Source organism: Marinobacter xiaoshiensis (assembly GCF_031631795.1).
GTDB lineage: Bacteria > Pseudomonadota > Gammaproteobacteria > Pseudomonadales > Oleiphilaceae > Marinobacter > Marinobacter xiaoshiensis.
This window is the reverse complement of sequence record NZ_JAVMBO010000010.1, coordinates 133,445-150,589: the sequence shown is the minus strand read 5'-3', so window position 1 is coordinate 150,589 and position 17,145 is coordinate 133,445. Positions and strand designations below refer to the sequence as shown.

Below are 17,145 nucleotides of genomic sequence, written 5' to 3'. Positions count from 1 at the left end.
CGGTTAGCCAGAGGCTCTTGGTCTACTTATTTAAGGTTGTCGCGGGTGTACTGGACGCCGTTGGAGGCCTGGATGGTGCGGATGACCTTCCAGTTATCTTTGTAGTTGATCGGAACGAAGGTCTCTACGCCTTCAAACTCGTCGCCCAGCTCAGTGCCGGCGAACTGGAAGGTATAAAACGCTTCGCGGATCTTCTCGACCAGATCCGGGTGCAGATTGTGAGCATGGTTGTAAGACGTTGTCGGGAAGCGATCAGATTCCCAAACCAGACGCACGTCGTCTGTGTCATACAGCCCGCGAGCCGCCATACGCTCAACGACTTCCGATGCTACCGGAGCTGCATCGTAGTCTTTTGCGACCACACCCAGCATGGACTGGTCATGGCTACCTGAGAAGGAAATCTCATAGTCTTCTCCAGGTACGATGCCCATCTCAGGGAACAGGGCTCTTGGAGCCTGGTTACCAGAGTTAGACGTTGGGGAAGTGTGAGCTACGCGCTTGCCCTTCAGATCTTTCATCTCATGAATATCTGAATCAACGTGGGTGAACACCTGCAACGTATAACCAAACTGACCTGTTTCTGAACCCATCAGCGCAAAAGGAACCGCACCAGCCAGGTTTACCGCAAAAGGCGTTGGGCCAGTGGAGAAACCAGCAATATGCAGACGGCCGCTGCGCATAGCTTCTACTTGAGCTGAGTTGGACTGAACGGCAAAGAAGCGAACATCACGGCCGGTCACTTCCGAAAGGTGATCGATAAACGGCTGCCAAATATCGGAATAAATGGCGGGGTCTTCAACCGGGGTGTAGGCAAAAATCAGGGTGTTGGGATCGTTCCACTTGGACTTGTCCGCAGGCAAGTCTGCAACCATGTCGCCATTTTCATCGCAATACAGAGTATCCAGTGCGCCTCTCTCGCAGTCGGCAAACGCCTGACCGCTGAAACTTGCCATCAAAACGGAAGCCGCTAAGGCAGCAGAGGGCAGTACCCCGGGAAGCTTTTTTTTATGGAAATTCATTGTGATTCTCCGTCGGGAGCGGTCCAAGCATGGGTTCCATGCGGTTTAATTGAACATCTGGGGAGGGCCGACTCCAATTGGTTTTTTATTGCTAGATGTTCAATTGAACATTCATAGTAGCAGCAACTTGCCATGAGGCAAGACCGGGAGTGCATGAAATGAAGACACAACCTGAGAGCAAACGCGGGAAGAGAGGAACAAATGGATGCAGCGGTGGATGTGACAGCGCCATTCCACCGCTATTTGGGAGGGACTTACTGGTAAATAACTTCTCTTTTTGAAACCAGGCAAATGTTGTCGTTTGTGCCTTGAGCAGAGAGGTAAATGTTTACGGTATCATTTTCATTTTTCAGAATTAGGGTCTTGCCGTTCATTGTGCCTACATAGGCCCAGTCACCGAACACCTCTTCTCTGGTGAGCATGCAGGACTTTGGTAACGCAAAGGTTTCAACATAGGTGGTGTCGCATTTGCCTGATGACGTAGGCGCGGCAATCACAGTTACATGGGAATCGCCATCAGAGTAGCCCTTGCTCGACAAGGAAGCATAGAGGCGGTTATCCGGGTCGCCTGAGTTCCAGGTTGAATGGGTTGCATGGTTTTTATCACCAATAATGAAATCACCCATCTCTGCCAGAGGTGCCACACACTTTACAACACCATTCTTGACGGCCTGGGATTCAATAACCGTGGTATCGGCATTGGCATTCAAAGCAAACAAAACAGAAGCGGCCAAAAGGATTTTCTTCATTGTGTCTCCAAAATAAAACCAGTCTTCGCATAGTCTCAGCCGCCAGAGTGGCCGGCAGTTAAAGGTTGCGCTAACCCTAGCCCAAAGCAATTGTAACGGGAACACGGAACCCCTGAATTTTGCAGTGTTTTACGGAACCTTATCAACCTGCCTGGTTAACTAGCCTGGGGTGCCAGTTTTATGCGATGTAAAACTTCACAATGCCTTTGTGCCATTCGTGGAAATCTCGCAACTCAGTAGCGTAGGTCGTTTTACGGTTCAAAAAGTCGGAAAACATAATCGAACGACTGGGTTCTGAGTTTTGGGTTGCATAATGGCGCCCCAACAAGACTCGGAGCGCCATTATGAGGTGGCGTTTTACTGCACGTTTTCCGTATCGCCAAACTGCTCAGCAAAGAGGGCGCTGGAGAGGTAGCGCTCGGCAGAATCCGGCAGAATGACCACAATGTTCTTGCCCTTGTGTTCAAGCTGCTGGCCAACACGGACAGCGGCAACCACTGCCGCACCACAGGAAATGCCACACAGAATGCCTTCTTCCTGCATCAACCGGTGGGCCATGGCCATGGCGTCTTCATTGGTGACCGTTTCCACCTGATCAACCATGTCCAAATCAAGGTTTCCAGGCACAAAGCCAGCACCAAGGCCCTGGATTTTGTGCGGTGCCGGCTTGAGGGCTTCGCCATTACGCACCTGAGTGATGATAGGGGAGTCGGCAGGCTCAACGGCTACCGTAGTAATAGCCTTGCCCTGGGTGTTCTTGATGTAGCGAGAGACGCCCGTGAGCGTGCCGCCGGTGCCCACACCCGAAACAAAAATATCCACGGCGCCATCGGTGTCGTTCCAGATTTCAGGACCGGTGGTATCTTCGTGAATTTGTGGATTGGCCGGGTTGTTGAATTGCTGAGGCAGAAAGTACTTCTCAGGCTCGGCCGCCGCCAGTTCTTCCGCTTTGGCGATCGCGCCGGGCATGCCTTTGGCGGGCTCGGTCAGCAGCAGGTCAGCACCCAGAGCCTTCAGCACCTTGCGGCGCTCCAAGCTCATGGAAGAAGGCATGGTAAGAACGATTTTGTAGCCTCTGGCCGCAGCCACAAAGGCCAAGGCTATACCCGTGTTGCCACTGGTCGGCTCTATAATGGTCATGCCCGGCTTCAGCACCCCCCGTTTCTCGGCATCCAGCACCATGGCCGTGCCAATTCGGCACTTCACCGAGTAGGCCGGGTTACGGCCTTCAATCTTGGCCCAGATAGTCGCGCCATCGTTAACACGGTTCAGCCTGACCAGAGGCGTATTGCCAATAGACTGAGAGTTATCTTCAAAAATGCGGGGCATGGGTAATCTCCTTGGCACCGTGTTGCTTAATCGTAGTAGGCCTCAACCTTACCTTTCATAGTCATCAACAGCGGCTGGCCACGACGGTCCAACGCTTTGGGGGAGGCGATTTTTATCCAACCCTCACTGATGCAGTATTCCTCAACATTGGTGCGCTCTTTGCCATTAAGCTTGATAGCAATATCGTGCACAAAAACTTCAGCGACATGGTGCGGGCTGTTAGGGTTTCTTGAAAGACGATCCGGTAGATCTGGCAGTGATTTAGTATCGCTCATGGTAGTAACCTGCATTGAATAAAAGGAGCGCCATTCTAGGCAATATGGATTTGATGCTCAATCACAGCTGTAGGGTTGCCCCCTCTGCCATCCGGTTTACTGTCTTTGGATCAAAACCCGCTGGATAATATGACCAGCGGTGCGATCTTTTGCATCGCTGGCATGCTGGTCAGCCCGGCTTCGGGCTTCTGCTTGGCTGGCACTTGATACAAAGGCCGTAAACTGTTTGGTCACGGCTTGGTGATAATTCCTGAACGCAGCTTCACAGCCCGCCTGGGCACCCTTTGCAATGTCTGAAGGGGGTGCAGATGTGATATGGCTGAAGCGGTCGGATTCACTGGCCATGCAGTCCTGATACGCCTTGTATTTCTCGTTCAGATCGGCACTGAGGGCCTTCTTTTCATCAGAGGTCAAATTCGGCGCAGGCGAGAAAGCCGCGCAGCCAGCCAGCGATCCGCACAATGCCACCACCATGGTAGCGCCCCGCCAACGGGCAGCATTAAAGAAAATCATACCTGTCAACCCCTTATATTATGTATTGAGCCTTGTGTTCTAGCTTTTATAGAGCCGGGCCCGCTTTAATTCTACCTTCACGGGTAAGGGTTCAGAAAATACGGAAGCCAGCTCGAGTTCTTGGATAAACCCTTTAAGCTCTGAAGAGCCTGCGTCCACATTTTGATTGATTCGTTGCACCATCCAATAAGGATAGCTCACGTTGTAGCGCGTCTCCGATTCACCCTCAATCGTTAACCGAGCGTCTCCAAGGCGTTGGGGTATCTTATCTTTAGCGGGGTTTTCATCTGCCCAGGTTTTCACCCCCTGAATAGCTTGTTCTAACAACGGAGCCTGCAGTGACGACATTGCCTGCAATACTGAAATCAGTGTGTCAGGTATCTCATCATTTGGGAGCAAGGCTTCACAAGGCTGACCGAACGATCCATGCATGGCCATTAGCCACGTATAAAGATGATCGTATTTTTTAATAAAATCTACCGGTTCGGGGTCACGATGCAGGTGGGCGTAGAGCTGGCCGTATAGTGCAAAGTCTCCAATGGTAGGCTGGCCGCCTAATAGAAATTTATGGGCCTGAAAATGTTTGTCCAACAGGGAGAGGATATTTTCAACCGCGACCTCCAGCTTGGGTTCCATTTTCTTGGTGATGCCCAAAATTGGCAAATAGCCTGACATTTTCCCGGCGAACTTTTTAGCCACAGTGCGCTGCACGAAACCGGGGAAGTAGGGCAGTGCATTTTTACCGAATTCGCCGGTGATAAATTTCAGGTTACCCTTGTAGTTCCAGCGGTAATGGAGGGAGGCCATTGGTAACCATTCATCAGCGAACAGCTCCACCAACAGGCTGGCAAAGGCTTGTTTTGGCGTTTCCGGGAAAACCGGTTTGAACCGGTTTTCCGTTTCATAAACATCGATGATATGGCTTGAATCTTGTAGCACGGAGCCATCGAGCCGAAACACAGTGGGCATTATTATTTTCCCAACGGCAGGCTGCACTTTTCTGAAAAGCGTATGAGCGTTGGGTGGCTTGTAGTCGTAGGGAATATTTTTGTAGTTGAAATAACTGCGCACTTTTGCGGTGTATGGGGAAACATCCCACCCTAAGAGCTGGTCTTTTCTAGCCATTTTGTTCTCATTATTTTATGTTTTTTTGGCCGACGCTAAGCTGACGTTGATTGCGCAATATACTAAATGATTTCTTTTACGATCATGTTGCGAACCAGCTCAACGGCATCTCGGTCGTTGCCGGCAACCGCCACCCACACCTTGCTTTTGCCTTCTCCCATAGCCAGGCATTTTACGACTACTCGGTTGCCTTTGTAGGTGCCATAAATGCCGTGCTTGTTCTCGACCTGATTCTCCAGGCCAATCTTTTGCAGGGCAAAAGAGCTCTGAATTTCACACGCTGCAGCAGACTTGTCGAGATCTTTGAACCAGGACCAAAGTTCCGGAGCTTTCTCGGGCTCATGGGCAAAACATGCACCACTGAATAAAACCAATGCCAGAATCAACTTTTTCACGCACGTTCCTTGTCTTTAAAATTAGCCTTATCCCAGGCATCTAAAGTCAGCATCAGCTGCAGCCTGAAACACAGAGTCTCGTTAACCATCACCCTCTATTTTTTCTCAATCACCCGCAGAAGGTGCAAGCTGGTGATTGAGAGCGCAGCGACAGCAACATTTGTTGTTACCGGATTGAACGCGTTACCCAGAAGTAAGGGCTGAACCAGCACTACGAATGCCAGCAAGCATACCATTGAGGCTAATGTAAGCAGCAGCGGCCAACGATGCCGCCAAAATATCAAGATAGCAACGGCCATAGCAATCTCTAACACACCAGCGACAGTGGCTAGTTGAACTGCCTCAGAGCGTGAAAACCCTACCGCCATGTTCATTGCCAACTCATCCTCATGGGGGTAGAGCAATTTCGGAATCAAGCCTTGATAGAACCAGATAAAAGCAATGGTGCCCCGGCATACTGCGTAGCTTAAAATTGGACTATTCACCCAGGAACCTTGAATCATGATCTTTGTTGGGAATCACACAAGCATCGTAGCGACCGAACAGCTTGTAGCGGTTTAAGGCAATTCGGTCGTATAGCCAGTCTCGAATCACTGACGGCACAACCCAACCAATGCAGGCCAATGGCCACGGCCATGGCAGTTCACGCATTACCCTTAAAAAGGCAGTAGATTTGGTATAAATATTCGGCCCCTCAGCAAGCAGCATGGTTTCGTAGTAGTCCGTTGGGAAACCGTGGGACTGAAGAATTGCCTGGCCTTCAGGTGATTGAACAGTCGCTAATTTAAATCGGCGTTTTCTATCGAACCTAATGAGGAAGCGCGCCCATGCGGCGCAAAGTCGACACACGCCATCGAACAAAACTACCCGGTCCTCAGGAGCAATACTTGGTTGAGCTTGCGATTTCTGTTTCATATTAAACTGAAGTTATCGGTGCCTAGTGATTGAAGTGGGGGAGAACCCGAGGGCAACCAAATACTACTATAGGAAGGCCTGCCTTCACATGACGCACGTCGTCACTTGGAGAATTCGAACGGGGTTTTCTTCCACCTGATGTATACAGCCAAGAAGTTCGGATCTTGATTTGAGGGAGCGGCGCCGGCGATGCTGCTAAAGCGGGGAGGGGAGACGATACAGCAAGAGTGAAATCTGAAAAGCCGACCTGAATGGCCGGCTATATCAATACTGCATCAGAAGAGATATGAAGCACCCACAGAAATGCCAGAAATTTCTGCACCGTCTTTATCAATATAGCTCATGTACTCCGCATTCATCTGAACGTTGCTGCTCAGGTCAAAATTCGCCCCAACGCCGTAAGAAATATCAGATTCAGACGCAGAGACGGTTGCTGAACCGCCTGGCCCTTTAGCAGAAGCCGTCAGCTCACCCTTGGTAAAGCCCAAAACAACATAGGGATAGATCGGCGTTTCATTTGGAATGCCCAACACGCCATAGCCGCCAACAAGGTAATCAATTTCAACTTTAACGCTAACATTGCCAACGCTGGCGGATTCATCAGCAACGCCAAAACCCGCGCGCAACTCGGCTGCAAAATAGGGATTGACTTTGGTTCCCACTTTGGCGACCAGCGCACCCAAGTCTATGTCTTCCGAGAGCCCTTCTTCTTCATAAGTAACAAAAGCATAGTTCACACCTGCATAGGCTTGTTGAACATTACCTTGAGCAGATGCGAATACTGGAGCTGCCATCAACGCGACAAAAGAGCCCGCTAAAATAATCTTTCCCATTATTCTTCCTTAAATTTTAATATTTACCAGGTTGTGCCACATCATATCTTTGATGCTGCGAGACCATAGCAATCGCTTTTGGCATTTTCTATAGATTTAACAGAGTATTACAAAGGTCTGTGTGGCCGGGAATCGCCAACAATTCAGCGAGCATCCTATTCCTGTTTACTGCATCAGAGACGTTAAGCCTCAAGGGCAGGGGCCAAGTACCGCTTCTGAATATACTCAAACGCAGCATTCATATTTGGCAGAACCGCTGTGGCCAAAGAGAAATCGTGGTTCCTGGTCATTTCGGTTGGAATGGCCAGGCACGCAATTCCGGCCAAGGCTGCGGCACGCAATCCATGCTCCGTATCCTCAATCGCTACACAATCTTCTGGCTTCAGGGACAGGCGTTCAAGGGCCAGCAGGTAGCAATCTGGTTCCGGTTTGCTTCTCATCACATCGTCTCCTGAAACAGTAACACTAAACAGCGATTCCAATTGATTGGCGCCAAGCGTTGCCCGCACACCATTTGCGCTTGCGCCAGTGACTACGCCGAGCTTTAAACCTGATTGGTGCAAAGACGAAACTGTGTGGATAACGCCGGGCATCAGAGGAAAAGAATTCTGTTCAAGATACTTGGCAGTTTGAAGGTTCTTCGCCTTCGCAAGAGCGACTGCCTCGGCCGGGATGCCAAACCGTTTGACCAGATCAACTGCGTTTGCAGGGGTCGGAACACCAGCATACAAGTCCTTGTATTGTTGTTCTGTCAGCTGAACCCCATAAGTTTTAAGAACCGTATTCCAGAGTTCCAAGTGAACCGGTTCGGAGTTTACAAGTGTTCCGTCGTGATCGAAAAGTACAGCCTGGATGGACATATCGCTAAGATTCCTTTGTCGTATTTACCAACCCCACCAGTCCCAAACTTTGGCTATAGCGCGCCAAACAGCCCCGAGAATAGATGGGAAGAGTTGCGGGAGTAGCAAAGCCAACACAGCAAATACGATGATGCAGGTGACGAGGTAGCTACTACTGAGAAAGCCATCCCAATAGACGGCCAGTTCCAGGTTTGCCCAGAGCCAAACGAACGCTGCGGTTGGGATAGAGAAGAACAGCGATGCGAAGAGACTGATCAGCCTCGATTCAATCGGCCCACTTTGTTCGCGATTTTTTGCCATGATAGATGACTTCCTTGTGTATAACGTCAGCGTCCGCACCCGCCTGTAATAACAAAGCAGAAGCACGCCCCATTCAGCTCATTGTCGGTGCCATTGAGGGCAGTTGAACATTAATGCTTGGTGAAGTGCTAATCTGACCTCAGTTTACCGCTACGATCAAACAGTTCAGCGAAGTGACAGACAGCCTAACTTTTTCAGGAGAAGAAAAATGTCGGACACCAACATCGAACTTATTTCCACCATTAGCGAAGACAACACACTGGAACTTGCCCTGCGGGAGATCGAGATCCCCCAGCCCGGCGAAAACGAAGTAGTCATCCGCATCGAAGCCGCTCCTATTAACCCGTCTGACCTGGGAGTGATGTTCAGCGCGGCCGATATGACGACTGCCAGCCAATCCGGTAGCGCCGATCGCCCGGTCATCCGTGCCGATGTTCCGGCCAAGTTCATGGGTGCCGTTAAAAAGCGGGTTGGCAAGGCTATACCCGTAGGCAACGAAGGGGCCGGAACAGTTGTAGCCGCAGGCTCATCAGCCGCGGCGCAAAGTTTGATGGGCAAAACCGTTGCGTTCATTGGCGGTGGTAGCTACCGCAAATATCTCTGCGCCAAGGTGCAAAGCTGCCTGGAACTGGAGCAGGGTACGACTGCAGCCGAAGGCGCTTCAAGCTTTGTTAACCCGCTGACGGCATTAACCATGGTCGAAACCATGCGAGCTGAAGGTCACAAGGCCATCGTTCACGCTGCCGCCGCCTCCAACCTCGGACAAATGCTTAACCGCATCTGCATCGCCGACGGCATCGACCTGGTGAATATTGTCCGTAAGCCAGAACAGGAAACATTGCTGCGGGAATTGGGTGCCAAATACGTGGTTAACTCCAGTAGCGACAGCTTTATGGCAGACCTGACCCAAGCACTGATCGAAACCGGCGCGACCATCGCGTTCGACCCGATTGGTGGCGGTAAATTGGCCAGTGACATTCTCACCTGCATGGAAGCCGCCGTGTCTCGCAACACCACCGAATACAGTGTGTATGGATCTGACATCTACAAACAGGTTTATATCTACGGCGGGCTTGATCGCGGCCCCATCACGCTAAACCGCAACTTTGGTTTTGCCTGGGGCGTGAACGGCTTTTTATTGTTTAATGCATTAGGAAAACTGAGCAAGGAAACCGCCATCGCCATGCGCAAACGCATAGCCGCCGAGATCAAAACCACGTTCGCCAGCCAGTACACTCACGAAGTATCCCTGGCTGGTGCTTTACAACTGGATGCGATGGCGGTTTATGGTAAACAGGCTACTGGAGAGAAGTTCCTGGTCAGACCACAGAGCTGAGGTTTGGTGTGTGGCCGTGAGGCCGTGAGGCCATCCCGGGCTGCTGGGGGCATAATGACTTCAGCAGCCTGGGTCTTTTTTGTGCTGTTTAACGAGGCTGTAGAAAAAACGCCCCTTCTTCAGGCAGCGCTCCTACGTAAAATTTGGATAGATTTTTGATGATTACCTGTCCCAGATTTAAAATAGGAGCTATTTTTAGCTCACTAAATGAGTAGTCCTGATCAATTCAAGACCTTCGGCGTCTTCCTATAGCCTCAACGCCTAACTCTGCAGCTATTGAAACTAGAAGCGAAGGCGAAGATTTCACCACCTCGAAACTCGCTATAATTAACTGTCATACAATTACTTTCGTCATTTTCAGGAGCTTTAATGCCGCATCGCTATATTTCTCAATGGCTTCCGCCTTTTTCTTATTACTCTTTCCAGCGGCCTGTATCTCAGAAATAAATGCGGCTAATTCGTCAAGCTGCGTCTCGCTAAAAACCTTTTTAATTTCTATTGCAGAAAACGGCAACCAGAATGCGGCTTTCTGATACTCTTCCGAGATTTCCTGTACAATTTCTTGGTCTAGATCATTAGAAAATGACATTTCATATTCCTCCAACAAGGTTATGAGCAATCCCAGAGATATTGGACAAATCAACTCCCGTCATGTTTGATAGCTTGTTATTTATATTAATCTTGGCTTCGGCAAGTTCTTGAATCGACAACAGGTATCTTGAAACCTCATCATTGATTTCAATTAAAATCTTTGAATTTGCATTTGTTTTTGATATGAGAGATTTTTCTACGTCGGAAATCTTATGCAATAAACCGAAATAGACTTTGGAAGCATTTGCTGCTATTGACTTTCTTTGATCTTGTGTAAGCGATGCCCCGTCAGCTACCGAGTGCTTGGCAATGTACGCGTTTTCTATTTTTACATATAAAGAGTCCCACTCTTTATCGAGAATTGCACGCTCGACATCTGCCAGTGCTTTGATAATTTTCTCTACTTCAATCTGATTTCTAATGATGCCGTCACTAACTTGTTGATTCAAAATTGAACCATTTCTAGGAATTGTACTGCAGCCAACTAGCGATAAAATCATTAGAAGAAAAACAATGGGTATCTTCTTCATTGCAGCCTCCTTTTTTCCAATGCTGAGTCTAGTATTGCCTTTACATAGGGCAAAGGCATCCAATTGACTGCTTTCAGGTCGGAATCATATTTAAGCGACACAGTTAGCTTGGGGCGCTCTACGAAATCCGTGCCCTAGCAAACAATAACGCTGCCCGTTCCATTATTCTTGCGCCAACATCCGCTGATTCACAGTGATTTAGGCAACCAGCAGTATGCAGTTGGTGAATCTGAACTTAAGATTAGCAGACACGGTGATAATTTGAAGTGAATCCGAAAGATCCTATCAACGGCAGATACCGACTAGGGTACCGAGCGGGCTGGGCGGTATTCCCCCAAAGAAGCCCCGCACTTGCTCACTTCGGCACCGATACAAACCACCAAAGTACCCGATGCACTTGGAATTTTAGGCGAATTTCCCAACAACCTAGGCGGGCGGTCACAAGTCACCTCGGCCTATAGCGATCCAGACGTTCAGCGCAACGTTGATTTGGATCTTGCTATTGTCGACAGCTATCAGCACGAGCTCAAAATGCTTAAATGGCATCTGGAACAGCAAGCCAAACAAACATGATCCCGCTTCACTCACTGTGCTGAAAACCATTCCGGGCGTGGGCCGCATCCTCGCGCTGACGATCCTTTACGAAGTCGGCGATATTCAACGCATCGAATCCGTTCAGAAATTTGTCTCCTACGCTCGCCTAGTGAAGTGCAAAGCGGAATCCGCCGGCAAGGTCTGGAATACGCAAGAAATGCACGAACAAACCCAAAGCCCTGCCTGCGCTGACCCACAAGCTGGGGCGGGCGGCTTACTTCATGCTGAAAGACAAAAGGGGGTTCGATGAACACCAATTCTTGAAACGTTAGTCACGCCACGGGCTGAGCAAGATGTCTAGCTGGATCAGAGATGATGGCTGTGAAGACTGGGAGTCCGCTGACTGGTACACGATATCGAAGCAGTTCTCTGTCACCGATGTTGAAGCCAGAGCGACTTGATTAGCCAGTCCGTTGGCGTGCCCTAATACCATGAGTCAGTGCGCTTACACCGGACCTGAGCCTGAACCTAACTGGAGCCCTGCTGTCCGTCGTTTGAATAGTGCCAGTGACCGGTTAACCGATGAATGTCTGGTGTCCCTGACCCACCGAAGGAACGACCGGTCAGGCTGTGGCCTGAAGCCACGCAAGAGAGCCCCAATACGTGATTTCTGTAGATGCCGGACAGCTCGACGAGACTGGCGAACCAGGCGTTCTCGCTCATGGATTTAGATTGGCTGCTGGCGCGGCCAAAAAAACGACTATTGCCTATTGATTCCGAGAAGGCTTATATGCGTTAGATTGCGGCTTCAAGGACATAGACTGTGTTCTTCACCATGATTGCAAGAAGAAACAGCGCCCCAATGGAAAAAGAAGCGACAACCAACAGCCTATGATACGGCTTGTGGTGCTCACAGAAGTTGCTAACAAACCAGAATGCTTCATTCAATCTTGCATCCATGATCGTCCCATTTTCCAAGCGTTCCAATACCGATTTATCTGAGACTTGCTCTCGTGAAAGAGCTAAGTAATCAACAGCGAATTGACCTAAAATTTCGTTCCGGTCACATATGTGATTATAGTCCTTAGGGTTTCGCGCATGACGCACCAAAGAATCAATAGTTGTGCGACTTCCTTTCCCCATTTCTCGCAAGCTTGTCGGTGTTGCGTAAGTCTTAATAAACCTCGGGCAGCACGCTGTAAAGAAAACAGCCCCTACACCGAAGAAGAGCGCTGCCCCATAAAGCAATGTCCAATGAAACGGCAATGCAAGATCTATAGTCATTACGCGACCACCGAGCGAGAACTCTAAAAAATCGAGCGGCATCAGGCACCTTGCTGCCAATGGGACCACAAACATCCAAATCATTGAAGATCGAACAATTTTATGTTCGCCAAGCTTGCAGATTTCGCTCCAGATCGGGGCAACTGAATCAACTCTTTGTTTTATTGTAGGCATGCGGGCCTCCCGCTCTGTTATCGCCGCCAACACACGCAGCTTTGTAGTGAAGGCGAAGTCGTAACGAAAAAGTTGTCGTCGTGCTTGGCTTTGTGTACGTCCAGCATGGGCATGAACTAATGGGGTGAAAGTCCCCTGTGGAAAGATCACCGTTCAGCCGGTTTTACCCGATTGAACGCTAACCACTAGCGAATGGCAAGGGCCAACCCGCGAGGGTTGGTCTGGAGGAAGCCGCTAGCAAAACTGCGAGCTGATGAACAAGAACATCATATGAGGCGTAGGCTGAAGGCGAGTTGGCACAAGACGACGAAGCCATGTGATCTAACGGCCACCGTAAATGATGCAGTTGTGCAGGGAAAGTTTGTGCTCTTATCTGGGGAGATCTGCTCAACGAGCGATCGGTTAGTTACCAGTCAGGCCACTGGTCGATCAAGCCTGGGCGCAGCTGTTGCCACCGGCGGTTGCGAGCGAATGAGGTGGACACCGATAGCGCCAATGGAGGTAATTCCACCGGTGATTGAGCAGAAGTCAGCAGCTGCCATAGTAGCCAAATGCCCGTCGTAATCGTCGGGACAGGGTGAAGGGCCTATCACCGGGAACAAAGGAGGAGCCTTGGCCGACTTGAACACACGAATGCCGCCCGGCAATGACGTGGCTCAGCGTACGGTCACGAAGCCAGCCTTTAGCAATGATCTACTCGATGCTGTACTGCAACGGGCCAATCTACAACAAGCCTGGAAGCAGATTCGAGCCAACAAGGAAGCTGCGGGTGTCGATGGCATGACCATCGATGAATTTCCCGCCTAGGTGAAGGCCTGCCACTGTACTGTGGTCAAGCAGTCGATTCGCTCGGGCGATTACCAACCAGCTCCGGTGCGAAGGGTGCAAAGCGTTCTTAAGGAAGAGAGGCGCTTTACGGTGGATGTGGACCTGTCGAAGTTCTTCGACCGGGTCAATCACGACCTGCTGATGACGTACCTGGGCCGCAAGGTCCGGGACAAGCGTTTGCTGGGACTGATTGCCCGATACCTGCGAGCTGGGATTATCGATAACCAGCTCTATCTGGAGAGTCGGGAAGGTGTACCGCAGGGTGGTCCGCTGTCACCCTTGCTGGCCAGCATCAGTCACTTCCTCGAACACCGCCTGAAACTGACGGTCAACACGACCAAGAGCCGAGTGGTCAGAATCAATGAAAGTAAGTTCCTGGGATTTACCTTCAAGGGAACCCAGATCCATTGACACCCGGAGACGCTGCGCAAGTTCAAGCAACGTATCCGGGCACTGACAAACCGGAACTGGGGTGTGTCGATGCACTATCAGCTCTTCAAGGTCAGCCAGTATCTCCGTGGGTGGATCAACTACTTTGGCATTGCCACAGGCTACCAACGCTGCTGCGATCTGGATCACTGGATCCGCCGCCGCGTCCGGATGGCTTACTGGCGACAGTGGCGCAAGCCACGCACCAAAGTCAGGAGCCTGATGAAGTTGGGTGTGCACTTGCAGGCCGCAGTGGCGTGCTGCATCATCAGCAAAGGCCCTTGGCGCAGCTCCAAGACACCGGCCATTATCCAATGACTACCTGCAAGTCCAAGGGTTGGTATCGCTGCGCGATGGGTGGATCAGGTTTCACCATTCCCGATGAAACGCCCTGTGCGGACCCGCATGCAGGGTGTTGTGGGGCTGGGGGGTTAGATACCCTCGGCTACCCGACTACAAATCCTTTGATTCTTCCGCTTGGATGTATGAAGCAACCCTCGTTTTCGTCTTTGCATCCTTGAAATATCGATTGAAAGAAAAGGACTCATCAGCCTCTTGCGCAGAAGCGACCAATTGCGCTATGTACTCCATTGCGTTTGGGACTAATTTTTTCGCGTTTTCGAAATCAAGGCGATCAACGCCCCGTGCATCACACAGTTGTCCCACAGCAAAAAGTGCATGATAAGCACCATCAATTAGAAATATAAACCTACGATCAAAATCTTCCTGTTTTTTTATGGCCGCTTGAACTTTTCTCTTTTCAGACTCAATTAAATTTAAAATTTTAACTGCGATCAACAGATCGTCAGCAATCAGCTCCTCTGTGAAAACCTGATCGTACAAATCCGCAAAAACTCTTCCTCTATCCTTTTTGGCTACCTCTGGGAGCTCTAAGCTATATGCTAAATGAGCTTGGCCAGATGAAAGAGCATCTAGTCTTAAGTTTTTTGGCTTATCATTATGCTGCTTTAATTTTCTTTCATAAAAAAGACCCATCCCTTCGAAAGCTTCCTCAAGCTTCTTTTGAATGTCATCGTTTGACCTAAGATCCCTGCTCTTTATCGGTGTCTGGCTATTTGTAGATTCTGCTATTGCAAGACTTACAGGCTGAGATTTTGTCTCAATTATTCGAACTAAAACAAGAACGTCATCAAGTTTTTCTGGTGCAATTTTACTAGCTTCGAAAAGTGCATTCGATGTTTGTCCACCATTTACAATTTGAATATTCTTTAGCTCAATAATAGGTGCCCTCTTTCCTTTTGGGTAGGAGAAAGAGTCGCAAGTCAACGTTATTCCGTTATTAAGATACCAGAAAAGAGGACTGTCGTCAGATGTTGCCGCTTCTATGATCTTTCGGTTTATTTTATTTGTTCTACTTAAATAAACGCGAACATTATCATTGAAAATCTCTTTTAGAACACTTTCCGGCGCTTCTGGATTGGTGATCATCCTGACAACTTCAGAGGCTTCAACCGTGCATATTAACCCTCTTATACTACCGTCAGTCCGATCAAAATAGTCTTTGTCGACAGCTTGAATTTGATTATTTATCAAGGCAGACTTTTTATCTACAAAAAGATCTACGATAGTGTCGAGACTGTGGTGGTGGACATTAAAATATTTGAATTTTCCTAATGCTGAATCAGCCCTAGTTTTCTCTCCGGGCTCCATAGTAAGCATATTCCCGCAAAAATGAACTTCTATCGAAGGATTTGGCTTATCAAGAGCTAACCATATTTCTTGTATTTTATTCCAGAGAATTGGATTGCACGTGTCTTCCATCGATTTATTCATATCCAGGAGATCCTCAAAGAACGAAATTAATTTATCAATCTCGCCATTTGGAAAATTCTTTTTGGTATTCTCGAATGTTGAAACATACTTAAATTGGAAAACGTGTATCGAGTTCGCTCCATCTCTATCATCAACATAAACTGCATCTACACCACGATCTTTCGATCCATCGGTGATTGAGTCCTCTGCTTCTTCATCTGACACGTCCAATAATGCGCCAACCATTAGAATTGGAAATGCTTTTTGTTCGATATCTATGCCGCTGTCAGCATCAACATATGCTTTAACTTTGTGATCTAAAGTATTCCAGTCCAAAAGATTAGCCATTTAGAATTCCTGTGATTGGTTAGCCTTTGTAAAGCGTATTAAGCCGCGTTCTTCGTTATTCATTATCGTGATTTCCACATTTTCACGCATCGCGATTACATTGCTTCCTAAGCAAGCTGCTCACAAAACTAGCCTAAAACCAAGCAATTACAACCACGCTGCAGTGAAATTCCGTAATATCACCCCGCAATAACGAAGCGGTCACGCGATTACAAGATTGCGGTAGGTGAGGGCATAAAAAAAGGCCCGAAGCGTTAACCCCGGGCCCTCCTTTCAATCGGTCAGTCGAGTTACCTCAACCGCACTTACTATCCCCACAAGACAAACACGTCGCACAACCATCCATCACAATCACCGCTTTGGTGCTGCACTTACCACACATGGTGGCGTTGGGTGGGAAGTCGCCAGCCTTGTCGTCGTTGGTTGCCTTGGCGTTGTTGGCTTCAAACTCCGCACGCTTTTCCGCGAGAATGCGCTTGGTGGTTTCGCTCATTTCCTCGCTTTCCATCAGGCCTACGGCCTTCAGGTGCTTCTCGATTACCGCGCCAATTTCAGCCACCAGGGAGGGCATGAATACGCCGCCTTTTTTGAAGTAGCCGCCGTTGGGGTCGTATACCGAGCGCAGCTCTTCCACCAGGAAGGTCAGGTCGCCGCCTTTGCGGAATACCGCAGAGATTACGCGGGTGAGGGCGATTACCCACTGGAAGTGTTCCATGGATTTGGAGTTGATGAACACTTCGTACGGCTGACGGCTTTCGTGGTCTGTGTCTTCGTTTAGCACTATGTCGTTAATGGTGATGTACATAGCGTGTTCGGCCACGGGCGGCTTGATCTTGTAGGTGGTGCCTACCAGAAACTCTGGCCGCTCGATGTATTCGTTCATCTTCACCAATGAAGATTCCGGCTGAGCTGCCGGCTGTGCGCTGGCTGCATCTGTGTCGGCTTTCTTTACCCGGTAGCCGACGATTTTATTGCTGATTTTAACTGTCATTTCTATATGTCCTG

General features: G+C 49.3%; 22 protein-coding genes and 1 pseudogene. 5 read left to right on the top strand and 18 right to left on the bottom strand.

Going from position 1 to position 17,145, the window contains the following annotated elements; genetic code table 11:
• Window positions 1-26: 26 nt before the first annotated feature.
• The 12 genes from phnD to RKA07_RS08220 all read right to left on the bottom strand — a co-directional run bounded on the left by phnD (window position 27) and on the right by RKA07_RS08220 (window position 8,313).
• Window positions 27-1,019, bottom strand: coding sequence for a phosphate/phosphite/phosphonate ABC transporter substrate-binding protein (gene phnD, locus RKA07_RS08275; protein WP_200204490.1), 993 nt, complete (start codon window positions 1,017-1,019; stop codon window positions 27-29).
• Between the two features lie 254 nt (window positions 1,020-1,273).
• Window positions 1,274-1,768 (bottom strand): hypothetical protein, encoded by a 495-nt coding sequence (locus RKA07_RS08270; protein ID WP_200204492.1) that lies wholly within the window; start codon window positions 1,766-1,768, stop codon window positions 1,274-1,276.
• Between the two features lie 357 nt (window positions 1,769-2,125).
• Window positions 2,126-3,097 carry a cysteine synthase A gene (gene cysK / locus RKA07_RS08265; RefSeq protein WP_310966084.1) on the bottom strand — a complete coding sequence of 324 codons (972 nt, stop codon included), beginning with the start codon at window positions 3,095-3,097 and terminating at the stop codon, window positions 2,126-2,128.
• A 26-nt stretch (window positions 3,098-3,123) separates the two neighbouring features.
• A complete protein-coding gene (locus tag RKA07_RS08260) occupies window positions 3,124-3,372 on the bottom strand; it encodes a DUF3297 family protein (RefSeq protein WP_200204499.1) in 249 nt (82 codons plus the stop codon).
• 96 nt (window positions 3,373-3,468) lie between these two features.
• Window positions 3,469-3,885 carry a hypothetical protein gene (locus RKA07_RS08255; RefSeq protein WP_310966083.1) on the bottom strand — a complete coding sequence of 139 codons (417 nt, stop codon included), beginning with the start codon at window positions 3,883-3,885 and terminating at the stop codon, window positions 3,469-3,471.
• Window positions 3,886-3,924: 39 nt separating this feature from the next.
• Entirely contained in the window at window positions 3,925-5,010 is a 1,086-nt protein-coding gene (locus tag RKA07_RS08250; protein ID WP_310966082.1) for a glutathione S-transferase family protein, read from the bottom strand.
• Window positions 5,011-5,072: 62 nt separating this feature from the next.
• On the bottom strand, window positions 5,073-5,405 hold the full coding sequence (locus RKA07_RS08245) for a hypothetical protein (protein WP_310966081.1): 333 nt from the start codon (window positions 5,403-5,405) through the stop codon (window positions 5,073-5,075).
• Window positions 5,406-5,500: 95 nt separating this feature from the next.
• Entirely contained in the window at window positions 5,501-5,890 is a 390-nt protein-coding gene (locus RKA07_RS08240) for a DoxX-like family protein (RefSeq protein ID WP_310966080.1), read from the bottom strand.
• Entirely contained in the window at window positions 5,883-6,320 is a 438-nt protein-coding gene (locus RKA07_RS08235) for a thiol-disulfide oxidoreductase DCC family protein (RefSeq protein WP_310966079.1), read from the bottom strand. Before RKA07_RS08235 ends, RKA07_RS08240 begins: the two co-directional genes overlap by 8 nt.
• 275 nt (window positions 6,321-6,595) lie before the next feature.
• Window positions 6,596-7,153: a porin family protein gene (locus RKA07_RS08230; RefSeq protein WP_200371141.1), complete on the bottom strand. Its 558-nt coding sequence runs from the start codon at window positions 7,151-7,153 to the stop codon at window positions 6,596-6,598.
• Window positions 7,154-7,335: 182 nt separating this feature from the next.
• Window positions 7,336-8,013: an HAD family hydrolase gene (locus tag RKA07_RS08225; protein ID WP_310966078.1), complete on the bottom strand. Its 678-nt coding sequence runs from the start codon at window positions 8,011-8,013 to the stop codon at window positions 7,336-7,338.
• 24 nt (window positions 8,014-8,037) lie between these two features.
• Entirely contained in the window at window positions 8,038-8,313 is a 276-nt protein-coding gene (locus tag RKA07_RS08220; protein WP_310966077.1) for a hypothetical protein, read from the bottom strand.
• 208 nt (window positions 8,314-8,521) lie between these two features.
• On the opposite strand from RKA07_RS08220, the gene RKA07_RS08215 reads away from it, so the two are divergent.
• A complete protein-coding gene (locus RKA07_RS08215; protein WP_310966076.1) occupies window positions 8,522-9,649 on the top strand; it encodes a zinc-binding dehydrogenase in 1,128 nt (375 codons plus the stop codon).
• A 334-nt stretch (window positions 9,650-9,983) separates the two neighbouring features.
• On the opposite strand, the gene RKA07_RS08210 is transcribed toward RKA07_RS08215, so the two are convergent.
• Entirely contained in the window at window positions 9,984-10,238 is a 255-nt protein-coding gene (locus tag RKA07_RS08210) for a hypothetical protein (RefSeq protein WP_310966075.1), read from the bottom strand.
• A gap of 1 nt (window position 10,239) precedes the next feature.
• Window positions 10,240-10,770, bottom strand: a complete 531-nt coding sequence (locus RKA07_RS08205; RefSeq protein WP_310966074.1) for a hypothetical protein — start codon at window positions 10,768-10,770, stop codon at window positions 10,240-10,242.
• A 423-nt stretch (window positions 10,771-11,193) separates the two neighbouring features.
• Here RKA07_RS08205 and RKA07_RS08200 point away from each other — a divergent pair.
• Window positions 11,194-11,636, top strand: a pseudogene (locus tag RKA07_RS08200) (transposase); the annotation flags it as partial.
• 196 nt (window positions 11,637-11,832) lie between these two features.
• Here the strand turns inward: RKA07_RS08200 and RKA07_RS08195 are convergent.
• A complete protein-coding gene (locus RKA07_RS08195; protein WP_310966073.1) occupies window positions 11,833-12,027 on the bottom strand; it encodes a hypothetical protein in 195 nt (64 codons plus the stop codon).
• Window positions 12,028-12,099: 72 nt separating this feature from the next.
• Window positions 12,100-12,762 (bottom strand): hypothetical protein, encoded by a 663-nt coding sequence (locus RKA07_RS08190; protein WP_310966072.1) that lies wholly within the window; start codon window positions 12,760-12,762, stop codon window positions 12,100-12,102.
• A gap of 621 nt (window positions 12,763-13,383) precedes the next feature.
• Here RKA07_RS08190 and RKA07_RS08185 point away from each other — a divergent pair.
• The 3 genes from RKA07_RS08185 to RKA07_RS08175 all read left to right on the top strand — a co-directional run bounded on the left by RKA07_RS08185 (window position 13,384) and on the right by RKA07_RS08175 (window position 14,337).
• Entirely contained in the window at window positions 13,384-13,569 is a 186-nt protein-coding gene (locus RKA07_RS08185; RefSeq protein WP_310966071.1) for a hypothetical protein, read from the top strand.
• A gap of 75 nt (window positions 13,570-13,644) precedes the next feature.
• Window positions 13,645-14,001: a reverse transcriptase domain-containing protein gene (locus RKA07_RS08180; RefSeq protein WP_310966070.1), complete on the top strand. Its 357-nt coding sequence runs from the start codon at window positions 13,645-13,647 to the stop codon at window positions 13,999-14,001.
• A 12-nt stretch (window positions 14,002-14,013) separates the two neighbouring features.
• Window positions 14,014-14,337 carry a group II intron maturase-specific domain-containing protein gene (locus RKA07_RS08175; protein WP_435404614.1) on the top strand — a complete coding sequence of 108 codons (324 nt, stop codon included), beginning with the start codon at window positions 14,014-14,016 and terminating at the stop codon, window positions 14,335-14,337.
• 135 nt (window positions 14,338-14,472) lie between these two features.
• Here RKA07_RS08175 and RKA07_RS08170 read toward each other — a convergent pair whose 3' ends face one another.
• Together RKA07_RS08170 and RKA07_RS08165 are read right to left on the bottom strand one after the other, a co-directional pair.
• On the bottom strand, window positions 14,473-16,140 hold the full coding sequence (locus tag RKA07_RS08170; RefSeq protein ID WP_310966069.1) for an AIPR family protein: 1,668 nt from the start codon (window positions 16,138-16,140) through the stop codon (window positions 14,473-14,475).
• A 295-nt stretch (window positions 16,141-16,435) separates the two neighbouring features.
• Complete coding sequence (locus RKA07_RS08165; RefSeq protein WP_310966068.1) at window positions 16,436-17,131, bottom strand: TSCPD domain-containing protein; 696 nt, start codon at window positions 17,129-17,131, stop codon at window positions 16,436-16,438.
• Window positions 17,132-17,145: the final 14 nt, after the last annotated feature.

Bases quoted from the DNA above. Each gene is read 5' to 3' on its own strand.
- phnD (WP_200204490.1), bottom strand. From the start codon at position 1,019: ATGAATTTCCATAAAAAAAAGCTTCCCGGGGTACTGCCCTCTGCTGCC.
- RKA07_RS08270 (WP_200204492.1), bottom strand. From the start codon at position 1,768: ATGAAGAAAATCCTTTTGGCCGCTTCTGTTTTGTTTGCTTTGAATGCC.
- cysK (WP_310966084.1), bottom strand. From the start codon at position 3,097: ATGCCCCGCATTTTTGAAGATAACTCTCAGTCTATTGGCAATACGCCT.
- RKA07_RS08260 (WP_200204499.1), bottom strand. From the start codon at position 3,372: ATGAGCGATACTAAATCACTGCCAGATCTACCGGATCGTCTTTCAAGA.
- RKA07_RS08255 (WP_310966083.1), bottom strand. From the start codon at position 3,885: ATGATTTTCTTTAATGCTGCCCGTTGGCGGGGCGCTACCATGGTGGTG.
- RKA07_RS08250 (WP_310966082.1), bottom strand. From the start codon at position 5,010: ATGGCTAGAAAAGACCAGCTCTTAGGGTGGGATGTTTCCCCATACACC.
- RKA07_RS08235 (WP_310966079.1), bottom strand. From the start codon at position 6,320: ATGAAACAGAAATCGCAAGCTCAACCAAGTATTGCTCCTGAGGACCGG.
- RKA07_RS08230 (WP_200371141.1), bottom strand. From the start codon at position 7,153: ATGGGAAAGATTATTTTAGCGGGCTCTTTTGTCGCGTTGATGGCAGCT.
- RKA07_RS08225 (WP_310966078.1), bottom strand. From the start codon at position 8,013: ATGTCCATCCAGGCTGTACTTTTCGATCACGACGGAACACTTGTAAAC.
- RKA07_RS08220 (WP_310966077.1), bottom strand. From the start codon at position 8,313: ATGGCAAAAAATCGCGAACAAAGTGGGCCGATTGAATCGAGGCTGATC.
- RKA07_RS08215 (WP_310966076.1), top strand. From the start codon at position 8,522: ATGTCGGACACCAACATCGAACTTATTTCCACCATTAGCGAAGACAAC.
- RKA07_RS08210 (WP_310966075.1), bottom strand. From the start codon at position 10,238: ATGTCATTTTCTAATGATCTAGACCAAGAAATTGTACAGGAAATCTCG.
- RKA07_RS08205 (WP_310966074.1), bottom strand. From the start codon at position 10,770: ATGAAGAAGATACCCATTGTTTTTCTTCTAATGATTTTATCGCTAGTT.
- RKA07_RS08195 (WP_310966073.1), bottom strand. From the start codon at position 12,027: ATGAGCGAGAACGCCTGGTTCGCCAGTCTCGTCGAGCTGTCCGGCATC.
- RKA07_RS08190 (WP_310966072.1), bottom strand. From the start codon at position 12,762: ATGCCTACAATAAAACAAAGAGTTGATTCAGTTGCCCCGATCTGGAGC.
- RKA07_RS08170 (WP_310966069.1), bottom strand. From the start codon at position 16,140: ATGGCTAATCTTTTGGACTGGAATACTTTAGATCACAAAGTTAAAGCA.
- RKA07_RS08165 (WP_310966068.1), bottom strand. From the start codon at position 17,131: ATGACAGTTAAAATCAGCAATAAAATCGTCGGCTACCGGGTAAAGAAA.